Below are 18,235 nucleotides of genomic sequence, written 5' to 3'. Positions count from 1 at the left end.
CCACTTCATTTCGATTAGCCATTTTTTAAATTACGGAATAATCAGATAATCGTTCTTAAAGCTGTTCGCTTCAAATTCCCCTTCGATCAAATGTATAAACTTCTGATCAATCTGGTTCAATTCTAAACAGTCATCAATATCAATCACTGCATCGGTATGTGGTTTATACCAGCCTTTTTCAATTGCCAGTTTACCTTGGGCTTTAGCTTCTGTCTTGTTTTTGGCAGCCACAACCAGATATTTATGTACTTCCCCAAACTGGTCTGGAATATAAGCACCCAGATTAATCAAAAACAGTTTTAAACCGCTATTTACAGGCAAATCACTAATCTGGACCTGATAATTTACTCCTTGGTAACTCACTCCATTGATTTTCATCCAGCCATCGACATGCAGGCCTTTTTGCAAGCCAAACCATTGTTGTTTTAAATAAGGATACGCGGATTCAATATCTGAACTGATGACCGGAATTACATCATGTACTTCTACATTGGCTTTTTCATGTTTACCGCCCAGTAAGGTGATGTAGAAGTGTAGTTCAGGCATAGGAGATTCCTTTAAATAGTAAAATAATAAAGTAAAGATCCATAGCTTAAATTAATTCGATTTCATTAGTTAAGAAGTATTCTCTACCCCGACTTACGAATAAATGATATTTTCCCTTGTTTTATGAAGGTTTAGGTAAATATTTTTAGGAGATATCAATAAAGCTCTATTTCGTATAACAGCGATTATATTAAATGGATTCACTTTTGATGTTATACAATTACCTAGATTTGAAAATAAGTACTATAATATGTTGTAGTATTAGTTTAGATCCAAACATAGTATAAGACGTTATTGTATAACATCAGTTAAGTTGATAAATCTTTTAATGGACTCAGTTACCTCGATATGTCGAATAACCATACGGACTGAGTAATAAAGGAATATGGTAGTGATTTACCGAACCATCTGTTTGGAAAATCACAGGAACTTCGGGAAAGAAGGTTTTCTTATTATGTTTATTAAACCATTCACCCGTTTTGAAAGTCACTTTATAGGTGGTATTTTTAAATTTCTGATTCTCTGGAAATAATGCGGTTATACGTCCTTGTTCATTGGTTTTAGCTTGTGAAATTTGCACCCATTTTCCATTTTTTTGCTCTTCTAAGGTTACATTCACCTCAGGTGATGGTAAACCATTTTCCAGGTTAAGCACATGCACGCTTAAAGGATTTTGTGCCATGCTCCATGTTGAAAAGAATACTGAGCCTGCAAATAAGCATAATTTTTTCATAACAATTTTCCTCTATAAAATGATATTGTCTTAAAATAATTTAAGGGTGTTATCTATCCCTTGCTGCGCGCATTGGTCATCTTGTAATGACCCTCCTGCACCTGCCACACCAACTGAACCCAGCAACTGCTTTTTATAAAAGACTGGCACGCCTCCGCCCAAAAGCAACAATTCGGGTAAGCTGGTTAAATTCTGTGAATCGCTATTCTTCTGAGCATTACGCATAAATTCTAAGGTCGTAACCTTGGTTGAGTATGCGGTAAAAGCTTTCCTTTCTGCTGCGATGAGATTATGAATACCCACTGTTTCATGACGCTGACTTGCCAAAACATTGCCACCTTGGTCAAGGATGACCACCGCCGCAGGTTTTGCCATATCGGTACACGCTTGCATAATATTTGTCGCGAGTTGATTCGCAATTTTTAAGTCCATCACATAGCTGGTTGATGGAGCAGCATATGCGAGTGAGCTAAATAGAAGGGCCGGAACACATAGAAGTTTTTTCATGAGTTCTATTAAGCTAAATGAAGAGATGACTTAGCTTAGTCAAAATAAAGCCATTACTGCATGACAATGAAATTACAGATTTGTAATGTTGAGGCAGAGAAATTCATATAATATTTTTGAAATGCATATACTTATTGTTGAAGACGAAACTAAAATTGCTGAATTTTTAGCAAAGGGCTTAAATGAATCTGGTTATTTATCCAGTATTGCTCATGATGGATTAACAGCCCTTACATCCTTACAAGAAAAAAATTATGATTTAGTCATTTTGGATGTCATGTTGCCTGAAATTGACGGTTGGCAAGTATTAAAGACGTTAAGAACTTTCTCGCAGATCCCTGTACTCATGCTGACTGCAAGAGATCATGTTTTAGATCGAGTTAAAGGCTTAGAGTTAGGGGCAGATGATTACTTAATAAAACCCTTCTCCTATATTGAACTGTTAGCACGAGTCAAAAGCTTATTGAGACGTAGTGTAAAAACAGACGCCGAATACTATCAAGTAGCGGATCTGATTTTATATCGACTAGAACATACAGTTTATCGAAACCAACAAAAAATTGAGTTAAGCGCTAAAGAGTTTTCGCTCTTGCAATTCTTAATGCAGCATCAAGGGGAGTTGTTAACCCGAGCGCAAATTGCATCTAAAGTATGGAACATTAATTTTGATACGGACACCAATGTGGTCGATGTGGCTATTCGTCGATTACGCGCCAAAATTGACGACCATTTTCACCCTAAATTAATTCATACTGTTCGAGGTATGGGTTATCGCTTAAGTGCCAATCCATGAAAAGTCAGCTACAACACTTGAGTTTAACCACACGCTTAAGTATTTCCTTTAGTATTATTTGTTGTACTGTATTTTTGGGTATTGGTTTACTGTCGTATTACAACATGCAACAGTTGTTAGGGAAGCAACGTGATCAAAATTTAACGGCACGTGTGGAGCGTATTGAAATTTTTCTCAAAGACAAAGAAAGTTTTCAAATCCTCGTTCAGCACCCTCGTCTGTATGAAAATATGCTAGGAAAAGAAGATAATCTTTTAATCTTAAAAAACCAGCAACAGACCTTAATTGAGATTAATCCGCTTAATGTCCATATTCCTGCTATGGCGGAATCAACAAAAATTACCTTTTTAGATAATCAAGATGAGTTCGCTACAACTCGTTTAGCCTATAAAACGGTTGTTTTTAATCATCAATATTATCAACTCATTGCTGGTACACAATTCGATGAAGCCCAAGCGACTTTAGATCAATATTTATGGAAATTGATTCTCTATAGTCTACTGGGCATTATTATCGCCAGCTTGCTTGGACGTTGGGTCGGCTTATATTTACTGAAATCTTTAAATCATCTGATTGAGCAAACCCGTCAAATTCAAGGGACTCGACCACATCAACGAATCGAAGCTCAGAGTACTACAGTTGAAGTGGAGCAACTCCGTTCAGCAATGAATGCCATGTTAGAAAAAATTCAACTGAACTATGAACAATTGGCACGATTTTCTGAAGATATTGCACATGAACTAAGAACCCCCTTAAATAATTTAATGGGTCAGACACAAATCATGCTCATGCAATCTCGCTCGCAACAAGAACTGGAACAGCTTTTATATTCTCATCTTGAAGAATATGAGCGCCTTAGTAAGATGATCGATAATATGCTGTTCATCGCCCGTTCTGAACACAGTGATTATATTATCGACAAAGAAATCATTAATTTATCTACACTGATCTTAGAACTGGTGAATTACTTTGAATTCTTAGCTGAAGATAAAAAAATGACCTTTGGTCTAGAATTAGAACGAGAAATTCAAATATATGGGAATTCAGATTTACTCAAAAGAGCACTATCCAATCTGATCATCAATGCCATTGATTATGGTCTTGAAGGTCAAGACATCGTTATTTCAACAAAATTAATAGAGAATGTTTGTCATATTGAAGTATTAACCAAAAATATTTTTATAGATGAGCATCATTTGAAGCATTTATTTGAACGTTTTTATCAAATTGATAGTAGTCGACACTTCAAAGCAAAAACGGGTGGCTTAGGGCTATCAATCGTGAAATCGATTATGATGTTACATGATGGGGAAGCCTATGCGTATAACACCCAGCAAGGTATTGTATTTGGTTTAAGCTTAGATCTTAATGCTGTTTAAAGCTTATGCTTAATATTTCTCAATTAACATGATACACGCTATGAGAAAGTCTTTTTTATAAATCTTTTGTTATACACATAAAAGCTCAATGCTGTTGAATTGAGCTTTTTTAGTGATTTTCAGTATTTCACGCTTAGAATAGAGGCAATATTTCATAAAATTGCTTATTTATTTAAAACTAATAATTTTTTAGCAGCTAAAGAAATCCCCTCTCAACATAGCCACACACCACAAAATTTTATACAATAGTGCATCATTTTCCATGGTGCTGTTTCTATGACTGCTTGGACTGCTCACGTCACTGTCGCAACCGTTGTCGAAAAAGACGGAAAATTCCTTTTTGTAGAAGAACATACAGAAGGTGTGACACACACAGTATTTAATCAGCCAGCAGGTCATGTAGAATGCGGTGAAACCATTGTCGAGGCCGCAATTCGTGAAACCATGGAAGAAACCGGACATACGGTTGAAGTGACCCATCTTTTAGGCATGTATACCTATACCCCGCCGATGTTCCCAGACCGTACTTATTTTCGCTTCTGTTTTTTAGCCAAATCCATTGATTATGACCCACACGCCACTTTAGATACGGACATTGTCGGTGCAGTCTGGATGACTTTAGATGAACTGCAAGAGTCAGCTCGTGCGCGTAGTCCGCTGGTGATTAAAGCCGTACAGGATGCGCTTTCTGGTCAAAAATACCCTTTATCGCTCATTTACGAGCACCAAAACTCTCCCTTAATTTCAAATTTGGATGCCTAATCCTATGCAACAACGTGTCATCGTCGGAATGTCTGGTGGTGTAGATTCATCTGTGTCTGCAGCACTCCTACTTCAACAAGGTTATCAGGTTGAAGGTCTTTTCATGAAAAACTGGGAAGAAGATGACGGCACAGAATACTGCACGGCAATGGATGACCTTGCCGATGCTCAGGCCGTTTGTGACAAGATCGGAATTAAACTGCATACTGCCAACTTCGCAATGGAATACTGGGATCGCGTATTCGAGCATTTCCTGGCTGAATATGCGGCCGGCCGTACCCCAAACCCGGATATCTTATGTAATAAAGAAATTAAATTCCGTGCCTTCCTGGATCATGCGATTAACCTGGGTGCCGACTTTATTGCGACGGGTCACTATTGTCGTCGTGGTGAAGCCATGACCAATTCTAAAGGTGATCAATATGCACCTTTATTGCGTGGCGTAGACAATAATAAAGACCAGACTTACTTCCTGCATGCCGTTCATGGTCGTGAAATTAACAAGACCCTGTTTCCGGTTGGTGAAATTGAAAAGCCGCAAGTGCGTAAAATTGCAGAAGAATTAGGTCTTGCTACAGCGAAGAAGAAAGACTCGACGGGCATCTGTTTTATTGGTGAACGCCGCTTTAATGACTTCTTGAAGCAATATTTACCGGCTCAACCCGGAAAAATCGTACTAGAAGACGGTAAAGAGGTTGGTGAACATCACGGCTTAATGTACTATACGCTCGGTCAACGCGGCGGGATCGGCATTGGCGGTATGAAAGGCGCTGAAGAAGGTGCCTGGTTTGTACTGCACAAAGATATCGAGGGTAACCGTCTCGTGGTTGGTCAGGGCCATGAACATCCACTGATGCAAAGCACCATGCTTTGGAGTGAAGCGATTGACTGGGTAGCTGGTGAGCAGGAGATCTTTGAATCAGGTTTCCGCTGTACGGCAAAAACCCGCTATCGTCAGCCTGATCAGGCGTGTACCATTTATAAGGATCCAGCAACACCTCAAGGTGTTCGGGTAGAATTTGATGAACCACAACGAGCTGTGACCCCAGGTCAAAGCGTGGTGTTCTACTCAGGTGAAGTATGTTTGGGTGGCGGTGTGATTCATCATACCAATGCACCTAAACCTGATTTTATATAAGGATGAGGTCGGCATGACGAAATTACCTTTTCAACAGGCCACAGCGTTGAATGTTCGTCAAAACCGTGCTTTGGCGTTAGCGGGTGTGTTTCAGGCCACCCAGCTGACCCATATGACTGCTTTAACCGGTCAGCAAAGCATTGGGGAAAGTGGTAATTTCTATTTTGAACAGCTGATTAAAGCCAGTTTAAATATCCGACCAAGCGGCTCGCTCAATGTCCAGACCCTGGATTTGTTTAATCAGCTTGCTGATATTTCTCTCGGATTAAAGACCTTAGAAAGTTCCATTACTCAACCCTTCGATACCAGCCCAAAATCCAGACTTCCAAAACTCTCCTCTACCAAGCTGCCAATGTCCTATGCGATGGCACTTCTTCAGTTAGAAAAGAAGGTCTACAGCAATCCTAAATTTGTTGAAATTATTGAACAATCCCAGCAAAAAATTCTAAGACAGCTTTCCTTTTTCGATAATAACTATATGCACCCCAGCATCATTGCCAATCTCGCACAAACCTATGTGGATACTGCCGGACAGATTAATCCGCGCATTATGGTGCGTGGTAATGCTGAAGCCTTTAAAGATGCCGGTCACACCAACCGTATTCGTGCTTCATTGTTTACTGGCCTGCAGATGGCGCACCTATGGCGTCAACTCGGCGGCAGTTCCTGGGGTATGGTTTTTGGCAAGCGCAAGCTGCTACAGGATATCCAAAATCTCGCGCGCTTACAGTTTCAGGCAGTTTAACTGATGCTGTACGCGTATCTCGTTTTTCGTTTAATTCCAAAATTTAGGGAATCGATATGAACGCTTTAACTGCACTTTCTCCATTAGATGGACGCTACGCTAGCAAATGTGATGCGCTGCGCCCTTTTCTTTCTGAGTTTGGTCTGATCCATGCTCGTGTGACTGTTGAAGTGCGTTGGTTACAAGCGCTTGCCAACCGTCCTGAAATCACTGAAGTTCCTGCGTTCTCAAGCGAAACCAATGCCGCTTTAGATGCAATCGTGGCAAACTTCTCTGAAGAAGATGCAAACCGCATTAAAGACATCGAACGCACAACTAACCACGACGTTAAAGCGGTTGAGTATTTCCTGAAAGAAAAAATCGCCAATATCGATGAATTGAAAAATGCTGGTGAGTTCATTCACTTTGCATGTACGTCTGAAGATATTAACAACCTGTCTCATGCATTAATGCTGAAAAGCGGTCGTGATGTACTGGTTGAGTCTATGCAACAAATCATTGATTCAATTGTTGCATTGGCTGAGAAACATGCGGATCAACCAATGTTGTCTCGTACTCATGGTCAAACAGCAAGCCCAACCACTTTGGGTAAAGAAATGGCGAACGTGGCTTACCGTCTTGCGCGTCAAATCAAACAATTCAACAATGTTGAACTGCTAGGTAAAATCAACGGTGCAGTCGGTAACTACAACGCTCACCTTTCTGCTTACCCAGACATCAACTGGCCTGCACATTCACAAGCATTTGTTGAATCTTTAGGTTTAACTTTCAACCCGTACACCACGCAAATCGAGCCACATGACTACATGGCTGAACTGTTTGATGCGCTGCGTCGTTTCAACACAATTCTGATCGATTTCAACCGTGACGTTTGGGGTTATATTTCTCTTGGCTTCTTCAAACAAAAATTGAAAGAAGGTGAAGTCGGTTCTTCAACCATGCCACACAAAGTCAACCCGATTGACTTCGAAAACTCTGAAGGTAACCTGGGTATTGCCAATGCAGTTCTTGCGCATCTTGGTGAAAAACTGCCAATTTCTCGCTGGCAGCGCGACCTGACTGACTCTACTGTGCTTCGTAACATGGGTGTTGGTTTTGCACAAAGCTTGATCGCATTCGAAGCATGCTTAAAAGGCGTGGGTAAACTTGAACTGAATGCTGCGCGTATTGATGAAGACCTGGACAATGCTCAAGAAGTATTGGCTGAGCCTATTCAAACGGTTATGCGTCGCTACAACGTTGAAAAACCATACGAAAAATTAAAAGCCCTGACTCGTGGTCAAGCAATGACACGTGACATGATGGTTGATTTCGTCAATGGTAACGAGTTAGAAGCTGTTCCGGCTGCAGATCGTGCACGTTTGGCTGAAATGACACCTGCAACATATACAGGTAATGCATCTGAACAAGCAAAACAAATTAAAGACTTAATCTCTAAAATCTAATTTAGAGCATTAAGACCAAAAGCGAAGTTCCGGCTTCGCTTTTTTTATTTATAATCATGTCTAACTTTAAGAAAAATGATATAGAAATAGATGATGGATCATCGATTAAGCAGCAAACATTTTGTTAGTTTAGGGATTTTGGCAATTGCGATTATCTTTGCCAGTATTCAGCCTTTAGAAATGGAATCTTATCTGCTCCATCAAACAGGTACGGTTTTTATGATCGTTATGTTGATCTTGTGCCTGTATAAAATCGAATTGAGCTTCTTCAGTTTCAACCTTTATCTGGCTTTTCTGCTGATTCATGTGGTTGCTGCACATTATCTGTATTCTTATGTACCTTATAATGAATGGACTCAGACACTCTTTGGCTTTGACCTGAATGCTGCCATGGGCTGGTCACGCAACATGTTTGACCGTTTTGTACACCTGGCTTTTGGCCTTCTACTCTACCCGGTATTTTACCGGCTGTTTCAGGTCTGGCTACCGCTGCAAAAACCATTCACAATTTTCTTGTTAGTCATTCAATTTGTCATGGCAACCAGCCTGATTTATGAATGGATCGAATGGCTGATTGCGATTGGCTTATCCCCTGAACAGGCAGAAAGTTATAATGGTCAGCAAGGCGACATGTGGGATGCACATAAAGATATGTTTTTAGCAACAGTCGGGTCGATGTTTACGGGTGCACTGATGCTGATTTCACAAAATAAAAAAAAGCTCATTAAAGTGAGCTTTTTAGATCATCATGAATTAAAGTTTTGAATCATGGATTTAATTACCTTCATGTTTTTCAATTCTGGAAGTGGGCAATATCGCTTCCAATCATCTTTCATTTTTTGCAATTCACTCCCCGTCAATATCTCGCTGTAATAAATGAAATAGATTGCATCAGGATATTGAATTTCATGGCGGAACATCATGCCACGCAGTGACACAGATAACTCCTCAGGAAAATCATCCAAATTCAATTCTTCAAACTCATAATTAAAATAACAGTTTTGCGTTGCAAGATATGCTTCAGCGACAGCCATGTTTCTGCTCTAACAGTAAAATATGCTTTATTTTATCTGATGAGCTTCAGTGATGGTCGGCATTTCAGTGGGGTCAATCCATTTAACCAACTTGGATTTTGACAAGTGTGGGTATTTAAACTTATTTAAATACTCAAAACAGACCCTTTGCCCTTTCGGCATTTTCTCAGAATCCTTATTGAAATATAAATAACGACTATACTTGGCACCATTGAAGCGAATGATTACGCTTTCATGCTGAGTTCCACCTCGAGTTTTATATACCTGATAAGACTGCACCACACCACATTCTTTCGATGGAGTAACGGGTGGATTATTTGGCTTTAAAACACCATACAGCAGAAAAATACAAGCACCGGGTAGGAAGCTCAGCCAAAACAGAATCTTCTTCGAATCATTATTTATGAATTTGGCTTCAGCATAGAGCATACATAACATCGGAATAAACACGATGCTAAAGAATCCCAATAATAAAATGAACGTGAGCATATGAGCCTAGACTCAATTAAAGTACTTCACTTATATCATAATGATTTGATTTCAAAAATAAAAAAGCCCACCAAGTGAGCTTTCCATATCCTCTACAGAGAAATAAATTAAAGTTTCGGATCACGCATCTGAACCAGATTTGAATTGGCTTTCGTCAGCGTGTCGACTACTTTGTTCATTACAGTAGGAATTAGAGAGTCAGCAATTTGTGCTGCCTGCAAACCCAGTTTTTCACCTAAAGTTGGTTTCTTACGCGTATTGATCGTATATACATCATGCTGAGGCAATAAACCCAATACGTACTCATCCGATGTTTGCAGCTTATCCACCAGATTCAGATCCAGCGCATCCTGACCATACCAGTGCTCACCTGTTGCCACTTTTTCAACATTGAGTTGCGGACGATACTTTTCCACAAAATGCTTAAACAGCGCATGCGTTTGCTGAATTTCTTCTTCAAACTTGGCTTTACCTTCTTCAGTATTTTCACCGAACATGGTTACGGTACGTTTGTACTCACCTGCCGTAAACAGTTCAAAGTCAATCTTGTTGTCTTTTAACAGACGGTTAAAGTTCGGTACTTGAGCAACTACACCAATTGAACCCACAATCGCAAACGGGGCAGAAATAATTTCGCTGGCAATACATGCCATCATATAGCCACCGCTAGCAGCGACTTTATCGACGCAAATCGTCAAATGGAATCCTGCTTCACGTAATCGCACCAGTTGGGCAGCTGCCAGACCATAGCCATGTACCATACCACCGGGACTTTCCAAGCGTACGATTACACGGTCGCGTCCAGCTTTTGCTGTTGCCAGAATCAGGGTAATTTCTTCACGTAGCTGTTCAACTGCAGAAGCAGCAGTATCTCCTTTAAAATCGAGCACGTAGATTTTTTCATTAGTTTTTTTACGGGCACGTGCTTCTTTTGCCAGTTGCTGACTTAACTGCAACAGCTCCAGTTTAGAGGCAGTAGTTTGCGCAATTTTTTTTCGTTGTTCATTAATACGCGCATTCAGGTGACTGATACGGATTTCAGCCGGTAGTTTCGGAGTATGAAATAACATATAAAATCTATTCTCAGTTTAATTCGGGCTATAAACCTTAGATTAGGTCAATTTGGTATTTTTTCAACCATATTATTGACTGAATTCTCTCGCACTGCTCTTAGTTGCAAAATTCCATATTGTTCTTGTATTTTTGCAATTGATAACCACCGTAGCATTAACGGAAATTGTATATAGTAAAGCATCCCGATAATAACAGCATTAATCGGCCACCACGCGAGAATCCAGAAGCTCGATCCTCGGCTACTCGTGAATGGTGTGACCCAAATATACATTGCAATACAACCATAAATCACCACACCAATCAGTAAATATTGAAACCATAGATATTTCAAAAAATGCCGAGTCATTGAGTCGCTTAACTTTTGCTGACCAGACCTGTCATCATCTACACTTTCTACCACTTGTTTTAATTTAAACTGATACTGCGCATAAGCTCGAATGTATGCGTTCCATTTTCTTCGGAAAGCGACAGAGCCTTCGAGCTGCTTAAAACGCAGATAGATTAAAGGTACAATGAATATGGAAACCGTCACATAAACATCATACAACCAACGATGATAATTGCTCATACCTTGGCTTTGTGAAGTGGGAAACCACCCTTCATGCAGAACCAAAGTCGCCATAAAAAGACTAATACCAACCAGAAAGATGCTTAGATTTCTTGGAAAATTCACTGAACCGAATAATGCTCGATAGAGCGCTTGCTGTGTTTCAGCAACGACCTTGCCTTCTTTTTTGGTCAAATTATAATTACGCATCTCAATTTAATTTTATAATTTTAAAAAATTACATACAGCATAACAAAAAACAGAATCCTAAGATTCTGTTTTAAAATATTTTTTAAACGCGTATTAACCAAAACGACCAGTAATGTATGCTTCTGTCAACTGATGATCCGGCTGGCTAAAGACTTTTTCTGTCGAATTCACTTCAATTAGATCGCCTAAATGGAAGTATGCTGTTCGATCTGACACGCGTGCCGCCTGCTGCATTGAGTGAGTCACAATAGCAATCGTATATTGGGTAGAAAGTTCGGAGATCAGCTCTTCCACTTTTGCTGTCGCAATCGGATCCAGCGCTGAACATGGTTCATCCATCAGGATGACATCCGGGCTTACCGCAATGGTTCGCGCGATGCAGAGACGTTGCTGCTGACCACCAGATAAAGTTGTTCCCGGCTGATTCAGTCGGTCCTTTACTTCATTCCACAATCCGGCCTTACGTAAACTATTCTCGACAATTTCTTCCAGATCATATCTATCGCGAGCCAGACCATGCAGTTTTGGACCATAGGCCACATTGTCAAAAATAGATTTTGGAAATGGGTTTGGTTTCTGAAATACCATGCCAACCTGCGCACGTAGCAATACTACATCCAGATTAGGATCATAAATATCCTGATGATCCAGCAAAACTTTACCTGTCATACGGCAACCATCAATGGTGTCGTTCATCCGGTTAAGAGCGCGCAGGAAAGTCGATTTACCGCAACCCGATGGACCAATAAAGGCGATCACTTCATTTTCATAAATGTTCAGGTCAATACCTTTGATCGCTTCGAGTTCACCATAGTAAACATGTACATCCTGCGCGCTCAGCTTGACATTACCCGTCTTGTCTTTTTTCTTATTTTCAGCTTGGGTCTCGAACTGAGAATTATATGAAATCAGGGGCTTGGTTGCAGCGGCATCTGCAATAAATTTATTTTGCTGGAGGTTCATGGATAGATCCTTTTTTAAATAGTTTGAAATATTCATTGTTTTCATTATTTTCTCCTTACCAACGGACTTCAAACTTCTTGCGTAACCAGATGGCTAAGCTGTTTAAGCCAATCATCATGACAAGGAGAACAATAATGGCGGCAGCAGTACGACCTTCAAAGAAGTTACGCAATTCATTACCCTGCCACAGGAAAATCTGTACAGGCAAAGCAGTCGATTGATCTAGTGGCGTTGCCGGTACGCTAGCAACAAAGGCGCTCATCCCGATCAATAACAGTGGTGCGGTTTCGCCAAGTGCCTGTGCGACACCAATAATCGCTCCGGTCAAAATACCTGGTAGTGCGAGTGGTAAAATATGATGGAATACAGTCTGTAAACGTGAGGCACCCAAGCCTAAGGCTGCCTGACGAATTGATGGTGGCACAGCTTTTAGAGAAGCTCGTGTGGTAATAATCACGGTTGGCAAAGTCATCAGACTAAGTACCAGACCACCGACTAATGGCGCTGAAAGTGGTAAATGCATCCAGCCGATGAAGATCGCTGCACCAAGTAGACCGAAAACAATAGACGGAACGGCTGCCAAGTTATTGATGTTGACTTCAATGACATCGGTGATCCAGTTTTTTGGTGCAAACTCTTCCAGATAGATGGCTGAAGCTACACCGATTGGAATCGAGATAAAGATCACGATCAACATCATGAACAGCGAGCCCATGAATGCACCTGCCAAACCAGAGGTTGCAGGCGAACTACGAGAGTCCGGATTGGTAAAGATATTGGTATTGAAGCTGTTTTCGATCACGCCTGAAGCTTTCATGTCATCAGCAATCTGGCGGACTTCAGGACTTAGCTGTTGCTGCTCATCTGGCAGGTCACGGTCAATATTACCTGCAAGCCATACATCAACATTGGCGTCGGCCAAAATTTTAACTTCCTGGGTTTTCCCGACTAGACTTGGATTGTTCAGCACCATGTCACGCAGACGATAGGCTTCTGAACTGGTATATAAATAACCCAGTTCATCACGCTGGTTTTCCAGCTTGCTGTCTTTGGCAATCATACCGTTAATGATCAGGGCATCCCAGTCGACCATGCCAGCCTGCATCTGCCAATCCACCATACGCTGTTCAAACTGTGCAGGAGACTCGCCGGCAGTCTGTTTGGGTTGTGGACCAATATTGACAATTGCCGGATCGAAATGGATAGGCAGGCTCATACTGCTTTGCCAGAATGCCGGCAAGCCTTTGGCCAAGATACTACCGAACAGCAATACGACAAAGAACAGACCCGCCAATACTGCAGAAAAACCAAGCATACGAAAGGTTTTTTCTTTGCGATGGCGCCGTGCAAGAGAGCTTTGAATGGTCTTTTTACGCTCTTCACGCAGCTCAGCATTAACAGATGGATCAATACGCTGATCTAAAGGTGTGGTATTTGAAGTACTCATTAGTCGTATTGCTCACGATATTTACGCACGATGTACAGTGCGACAATGTTCAAACCTAAGGTAATAACAAAAAGAGTCAGACCCAATGCAAACGCAACCAGTGCTTGTGGACTGGCAAAGTCAGTATCGCCAGTTAACTGGTTCACAATGGTAATGGTTACAGTTGATACCGCTTCCAGTGGATTAGCATGTAACAGCGGGCTATTACCTGCTGCCAGTACTACAATCATGGTCTCACCAATCGCACGGGATGCTGCTAGCAAGAAGGCACCGATAATGCCCGGCAAAGCGGCTGGTAGTACCACCTGGCGGATCGTTTCAGATTTGGTTGCGCCTAGACCCAGTGAACCGTCTCGTAAGGCACGTGGTACCTGGGTAATAATGTCATCTGATAAAGAAGATACAAATGGAATGATCATGATGCCCATAACAAAGCCGGCAGTTAAGGCACTGGTCGCATTAATATCAATACCGACCATAGCACCGAGCGTTTTAATAAATGGGCCCAGAATCATCAAGGCAAACACACCGTAAACGATGGTTGGAATACCAGCCAGAACCTCAATAGTCGGTTTTGCCCATGAACGGAATTTTGGTGAGGCATATTCGGACAGATAGATCGCAATCATCAGACCCAATGGAACTGCTACCAACAGGGCGATTCCACTGACCATCAAGGTGCCCCACAATAAAGGCAACAGGCCATAACTTCCTTCAGCATTGCCTGAAGTGCTAAAACCAGGGTTCCATTGTGTGCCAAAGAAAAAATCAATTGGGCTGACGAAGCTAAAGAAGCGCATTGCTTCACCAAACATCGACATAACAATGCCGAGTGTGGTCAGGATGGCAACACCAGAACAGAGTGCCAAGCTGATATTGATAACTTTTTCAACCTGATAACGTGCACGCAACTGATTACTGATACGTTTTTTGGCCCAAACCAGTCCAGCAACAGCAACAGAGATCACCACCACCAGCTTGGCATAGCTGCTAATGCTCATGATACGTGCCACCTGCTCTGCTGCAGCCAGTTCATAGGCCTGTGGTGTATCACTGACGCCAAAACCGGAAGCTAGTGCCTGTACCCGATCCACGATCACACTCAGAGCTGCAGAATCCATGCCTGCGACCATCTGTTGTGGCAGGTGTTTCAGCACTAGCTGTTCCAGGAGCACAGGCTCAACCAGATTCCAGATCATGAAGATTAAAAATGCAGGAATACCACACCATAAAGCCACCATGGCGCCATAGTAGCCAGGACGCGAATTCAGCATTGCTGTGTTTTTGCCTTGGCCTGCCAATTTCTGGCTTCGACTTAATCCGATCTGATAGGCAACGGCGATAATCGCCAGTAACACACCCAGGAGTAGCAGATTCATGTATGCTCCACTGTTTTTTCAATCTTCATATTTTTAAAAAACCTATCTATGACTAAAAGCCGGTGACCGTTTCCAGCCACCAGCTATTTCATTATTTACTTACTTCACTACAACTACTTTAGCTGCCTTAAAGTTAGCAAGTACTGCTGCACGTTCCTTATCAGACATTGAAATCAAACCTGCTTTTTCCAGTTTTGATCCTTTACCAGATACTTTCTTGCTCAGGAAGTATTCAGTGAACTGTGGCAAACCTTTGATTGATTTCAGGTGTTCGCCTTTTACATAGAAGAACAATGGGCGAGATACCGGATAAGAACCATTCAGGATGGTCTGCTCAGATGGTGCAACATTGTTAACTGTTGCAACACGCAGCTTGTCACGGTTCTGGTCATAGAAACCTAGACCAAATACACCAACTGCACTTGGAGAGGTTTTCAGACGTGCCAGTGTTTCGGTGTAGTCACCTGAAATTTCAATAACACGACCATCTTTACGGAAAGTGGTACAGGCTTTCTTTTTGGCATCTTTATCTAAAGACTTAATTGCAGCATATGTTTCACAACCTGCATCCACCATCTTCTCCTGGAAGACTTCGCGTGTTCCATGATTCGAAGCAGGGATTACCAGTGTGATCGGCTCATTAGGAAGTGACTTGTCAATCTGGTTCCAGCGTGTATACGGGTTAGCTACCATTTTGCCGTTGGCTGGTAACTGTGCTGCCAAGGCTGCAAAAACATGTTGTGGACGAAGTTTATAAGCTGCTTTTTTGGCATTCGATGCAAAGACAATACCGTCATAACCGATTTTGATTTCTAGCACCTGGTTAACGCCATTCTTTTTACATTCTGCCAATTCGGAACTTTTGATCTGGCGAGATGCGTTTGCGATATCGATGGTATTATCACCCACACCATTACAGAATTGTTTCAAACCACCTGACGAACCGCCTGAGCCGACAACTGGAGTTTTAAACTGCGGGAAAGTGTTGCCAAATTCTTCAGCTACAATACTTGCATATGGAAGCACAGTTGAAGAACCTGCGATTTGAATTGTGTCGCGTGCTGCATTCGCTGCAGTCATGCCTAGCCCCATCACTGCAAGTGCAAGTGTAATTTTTGTAAAGCGCATTCTGTATCTCTCACAATCATTTAAATTTGGAGTACGCCACTTTTTTTGTCGTGTTGTACTTGTTTCGATACAAGTATTTTGATTTTTAAATATGACAGGCGGGTTACAGATTTATGAAGATTTTATGATAAGTCTTACAGCACCAAATAACTAAAAAATATTTATTATTTTCAATTTATTATAAATTATTTAAGAATTTTTTCGACATTTTTATAGCAAGAAAATATGTAAAAAATTTTGTATTTCTTACAAAGAATTTCTTTCTTTACCACAATTTTGATGCATGAATAACCACTATTTAAATTCGATCTAGAAACAAATGATCTTTGTTGAAATATAAAAAAAGGAGACCAATAGGTCTCCTTTTTCACACCATAATCACTTATGCAATTGGTGGTGTATAAGTACCGTCAGCGATGGAATCCTTGATTCGATCCGCTTCTGCAAGCACCAGTGCCAGCAGGTTCTTCACGTTTTCAAGTGTTGCCACCGGACTTAAAGTCGTCATTTTCAGAGATTGAACCTGACCGACTTTAGTTACACCAATGTTCGCTTCACCACGGGCAAACAGTTCATCTGCCACGTTCTGGTTCAGGGCATCCACAAACTCAGCTGGATAACCTGCTGGAACCACACGGAACAATACTGATGCAAACTGCGGCTCAACCAGAAGTTCCAGACCATCCGTTGCCTTGATGTAGTCTGCCACTTCACGTGTCAATTTCACGCCATGATCAATCATTGAACCGTAAAGCTCTTCACCCAAGGCTTCAACCGTCATCCACAACTTCAACGCATCGAAACGACGCGTGGTTTGCAGTGACTTCGATACCAAGTTCGGAACGCCGTGCTCTTCATCATAAGCAGAGTTTAAATACTCTGCTTCATAATGCATGAAACGATAGTTCGCTTCATCTTTTAGCAGGAATGCACCACATGAAATCGTTTGGAAATAATGCTTGTGGAAATCCAGTGTGATCGAATCAGATAACTCAATCCCATCCAGCATAGAACGATAGTCATTGGATAGAATCAGTGCGCCACCCCATGCCGCATCGATATGCATCCACGCGCCATATTTATTGGTGATTTCACGAATTGCTTTCAATGGATCAATCGCGCCCGCATCGGTTGTACCTGCGGTTGCTACCACACATGCGACGATTTTGCCTTCAGACTGAAGATGCGCCATGGTTTTTTCCAGAGCATCAACATCCATCTGTGCATTTTCATTTACAGGAACAGTAACTACTGACTGGAAGCCCATACCCATCATCGCCATGTTCTTTTGCACAGAGAAGTGCGCATTTTCAGAACAGATGACTTTGACGTTACGCATCGCGTCCGCAGGGATACCATCACGCTGAACCGACCACGGATTGCCGTTTTCGTCTTTCCAGTTTTTCGCGATGCAGGCATCACGCGCCAGCAATACACCCATCAGGTTCGACTGTGTACCACCTGAAGTGAATACACCCGCCTGACCTGAACCATAACCAACCTTTTGACGTAGCCACTCGATTAACTGCACTTCCATCAAAGAACCCGCTGGGCTTTGATCCCAAGAGTCCATTGACTGGTTAGTCGCATTGATCAGCACTTCCGCAACCTGGCTTGCCACCATGGTTGGACAGTGCAAATGCGCTAGAGAATGAGGGTGATGTACTTTCAAGCTTTTGTTAAGGAATAGCTCAACCATACGCTCTAAAGACTTTTGAAGACCCAAACCATCTTTAGAAGGGTTGAAAGCAATTGCGCTACGCAATTCCTTGATGCTGCCACCCGTGTACATTTTGTCATTTTGCAACCATGCTGCAACCGCTTCGGTCGCCTGGTCCATCGCTGACTCATAGTCAGCGATGGATGCAGCATCATTGCAGAGTAACGCTTTACGATGTTCTGCAAAATCTACCATA

At 41.7% G+C, this 18,235-nt stretch carries 19 protein-coding genes; 7 read left to right on the top strand and 12 right to left on the bottom strand.

Annotation, left to right across the window (positions count from 1 at the left end; all coding sequences use genetic code 11):
• Nucleotides 1-30 precede the first annotated feature (30 nt).
• From B3D47_RS07140 to B3D47_RS07130, 3 genes are all read right to left on the bottom strand, one after another.
• The gene (locus tag B3D47_RS07140) at nucleotides 31-546 is read right to left on the bottom strand and encodes a DUF1543 domain-containing protein (RefSeq protein ID WP_286860917.1); all 516 of its coding nucleotides are present in this window, start codon (nucleotides 544-546) and stop codon (nucleotides 31-33) included.
• Nucleotides 547-880: 334 nt separating this feature from the next.
• Nucleotides 881-1,279 carry a hydroxyisourate hydrolase gene (gene uraH, locus B3D47_RS07135; protein WP_286860914.1) on the bottom strand — a complete coding sequence of 133 codons (399 nt, stop codon included), beginning with the start codon at nucleotides 1,277-1,279 and terminating at the stop codon, nucleotides 881-883.
• A gap of 30 nt (nucleotides 1,280-1,309) precedes the next feature.
• The gene (locus tag B3D47_RS07130; protein WP_286860911.1) at nucleotides 1,310-1,786 is read right to left on the bottom strand and encodes a heme-binding protein; all 477 of its coding nucleotides are present in this window, start codon (nucleotides 1,784-1,786) and stop codon (nucleotides 1,310-1,312) included.
• Between the two features lie 121 nt (nucleotides 1,787-1,907).
• Here B3D47_RS07130 and B3D47_RS07125 point away from each other — a divergent pair, with 121 nt between their 5' ends.
• The 7 genes from B3D47_RS07125 (at nucleotide 1,908) to B3D47_RS07095 (ending at nucleotide 8,813) form a co-directional block, all read left to right on the top strand.
• On the top strand, nucleotides 1,908-2,579 hold the full coding sequence (locus B3D47_RS07125; protein ID WP_286860908.1) for a heavy metal response regulator transcription factor: 672 nt from the start codon (nucleotides 1,908-1,910) through the stop codon (nucleotides 2,577-2,579).
• Nucleotides 2,576-3,958 (top strand): heavy metal sensor histidine kinase, encoded by a 1,383-nt coding sequence (locus tag B3D47_RS07120; protein ID WP_286860905.1) that lies wholly within the window; start codon nucleotides 2,576-2,578, stop codon nucleotides 3,956-3,958. Before B3D47_RS07125 ends, B3D47_RS07120 begins: the two co-directional genes overlap by 4 nt.
• 276 nt (nucleotides 3,959-4,234) lie before the next feature.
• A complete protein-coding gene (locus B3D47_RS07115; RefSeq protein WP_005221494.1) occupies nucleotides 4,235-4,720 on the top strand; it encodes an NUDIX hydrolase in 486 nt (161 codons plus the stop codon).
• A gap of 4 nt (nucleotides 4,721-4,724) precedes the next feature.
• Nucleotides 4,725-5,858, top strand: a complete 1,134-nt coding sequence (mnmA, locus tag B3D47_RS07110) for a tRNA 2-thiouridine(34) synthase MnmA (RefSeq protein ID WP_286860901.1) — start codon at nucleotides 4,725-4,727, stop codon at nucleotides 5,856-5,858.
• 13 nt (nucleotides 5,859-5,871) lie between these two features.
• Entirely contained in the window at nucleotides 5,872-6,603 is a 732-nt protein-coding gene (gene hflD, locus B3D47_RS07105) for a high frequency lysogenization protein HflD (RefSeq protein WP_004894049.1), read from the top strand.
• Between the two features lie 56 nt (nucleotides 6,604-6,659).
• Nucleotides 6,660-8,048 (top strand): adenylosuccinate lyase, encoded by a 1,389-nt coding sequence (gene purB / locus B3D47_RS07100; protein WP_286860896.1) that lies wholly within the window; start codon nucleotides 6,660-6,662, stop codon nucleotides 8,046-8,048.
• A 90-nt stretch (nucleotides 8,049-8,138) separates the two neighbouring features.
• Nucleotides 8,139-8,813, top strand: a complete 675-nt coding sequence (locus tag B3D47_RS07095) for a DUF2238 domain-containing protein (protein ID WP_286860893.1) — start codon at nucleotides 8,139-8,141, stop codon at nucleotides 8,811-8,813.
• On the opposite strand, the gene B3D47_RS07090 is transcribed toward B3D47_RS07095, so the two are convergent.
• The 9 genes from B3D47_RS07090 to B3D47_RS07050 all read right to left on the bottom strand — a co-directional run bounded on the left by B3D47_RS07090 (nucleotide 8,795) and on the right by B3D47_RS07050 (nucleotide 18,234).
• Nucleotides 8,795-9,082: a hypothetical protein gene (locus B3D47_RS07090; protein WP_180184305.1), complete on the bottom strand. Its 288-nt coding sequence runs from the start codon at nucleotides 9,080-9,082 to the stop codon at nucleotides 8,795-8,797. The genes B3D47_RS07095 and B3D47_RS07090 overlap by 19 nt on opposite strands.
• 27 nt (nucleotides 9,083-9,109) lie before the next feature.
• Entirely contained in the window at nucleotides 9,110-9,571 is a 462-nt protein-coding gene (locus tag B3D47_RS07085) for a hypothetical protein (protein ID WP_286860889.1), read from the bottom strand.
• 107 nt (nucleotides 9,572-9,678) lie between these two features.
• Complete coding sequence (sohB, locus tag B3D47_RS07080; RefSeq protein ID WP_286860886.1) at nucleotides 9,679-10,641, bottom strand: protease SohB; 963 nt, start codon at nucleotides 10,639-10,641, stop codon at nucleotides 9,679-9,681.
• A 47-nt stretch (nucleotides 10,642-10,688) separates the two neighbouring features.
• Complete coding sequence (locus B3D47_RS07075; RefSeq protein WP_286860883.1) at nucleotides 10,689-11,402, bottom strand: hypothetical protein; 714 nt, start codon at nucleotides 11,400-11,402, stop codon at nucleotides 10,689-10,691.
• 93 nt (nucleotides 11,403-11,495) lie between these two features.
• Nucleotides 11,496-12,410, bottom strand: coding sequence for a phosphate ABC transporter ATP-binding protein PstB (gene pstB, locus B3D47_RS07070; protein WP_004810494.1), 915 nt, complete (start codon nucleotides 12,408-12,410; stop codon nucleotides 11,496-11,498).
• A 10-nt stretch (nucleotides 12,411-12,420) separates the two neighbouring features.
• Nucleotides 12,421-13,812, bottom strand: a complete 1,392-nt coding sequence (gene pstA / locus B3D47_RS07065; RefSeq protein WP_163166610.1) for a phosphate ABC transporter permease PstA — start codon at nucleotides 13,810-13,812, stop codon at nucleotides 12,421-12,423.
• Entirely contained in the window at nucleotides 13,812-15,191 is a 1,380-nt protein-coding gene (pstC, locus tag B3D47_RS07060) for a phosphate ABC transporter permease subunit PstC (protein WP_286860878.1), read from the bottom strand. The genes pstA and pstC overlap by 1 nt, the downstream gene beginning before the upstream one ends.
• 99 nt (nucleotides 15,192-15,290) lie before the next feature.
• Nucleotides 15,291-16,319, bottom strand: coding sequence for a substrate-binding domain-containing protein (locus tag B3D47_RS07055; protein WP_004810501.1), 1,029 nt, complete (start codon nucleotides 16,317-16,319; stop codon nucleotides 15,291-15,293).
• Between the two features lie 382 nt (nucleotides 16,320-16,701).
• Nucleotides 16,702-18,234: a pyridoxal phosphate-dependent decarboxylase family protein gene (locus B3D47_RS07050; RefSeq protein ID WP_286860875.1), complete on the bottom strand. Its 1,533-nt coding sequence runs from the start codon at nucleotides 18,232-18,234 to the stop codon at nucleotides 16,702-16,704.
• Nucleotide 18,235: the final 1 nt, after the last annotated feature.

It is taken from the genome of Acinetobacter sp. UBA3461 (assembly GCF_002381195.1).
GTDB lineage: Bacteria > Pseudomonadota > Gammaproteobacteria > Pseudomonadales > Moraxellaceae > Acinetobacter > Acinetobacter schindleri.
The sequence above is the reverse complement of the archived record's forward strand: the minus strand, read 5'-3'. Positions and strand labels throughout refer to the sequence as shown.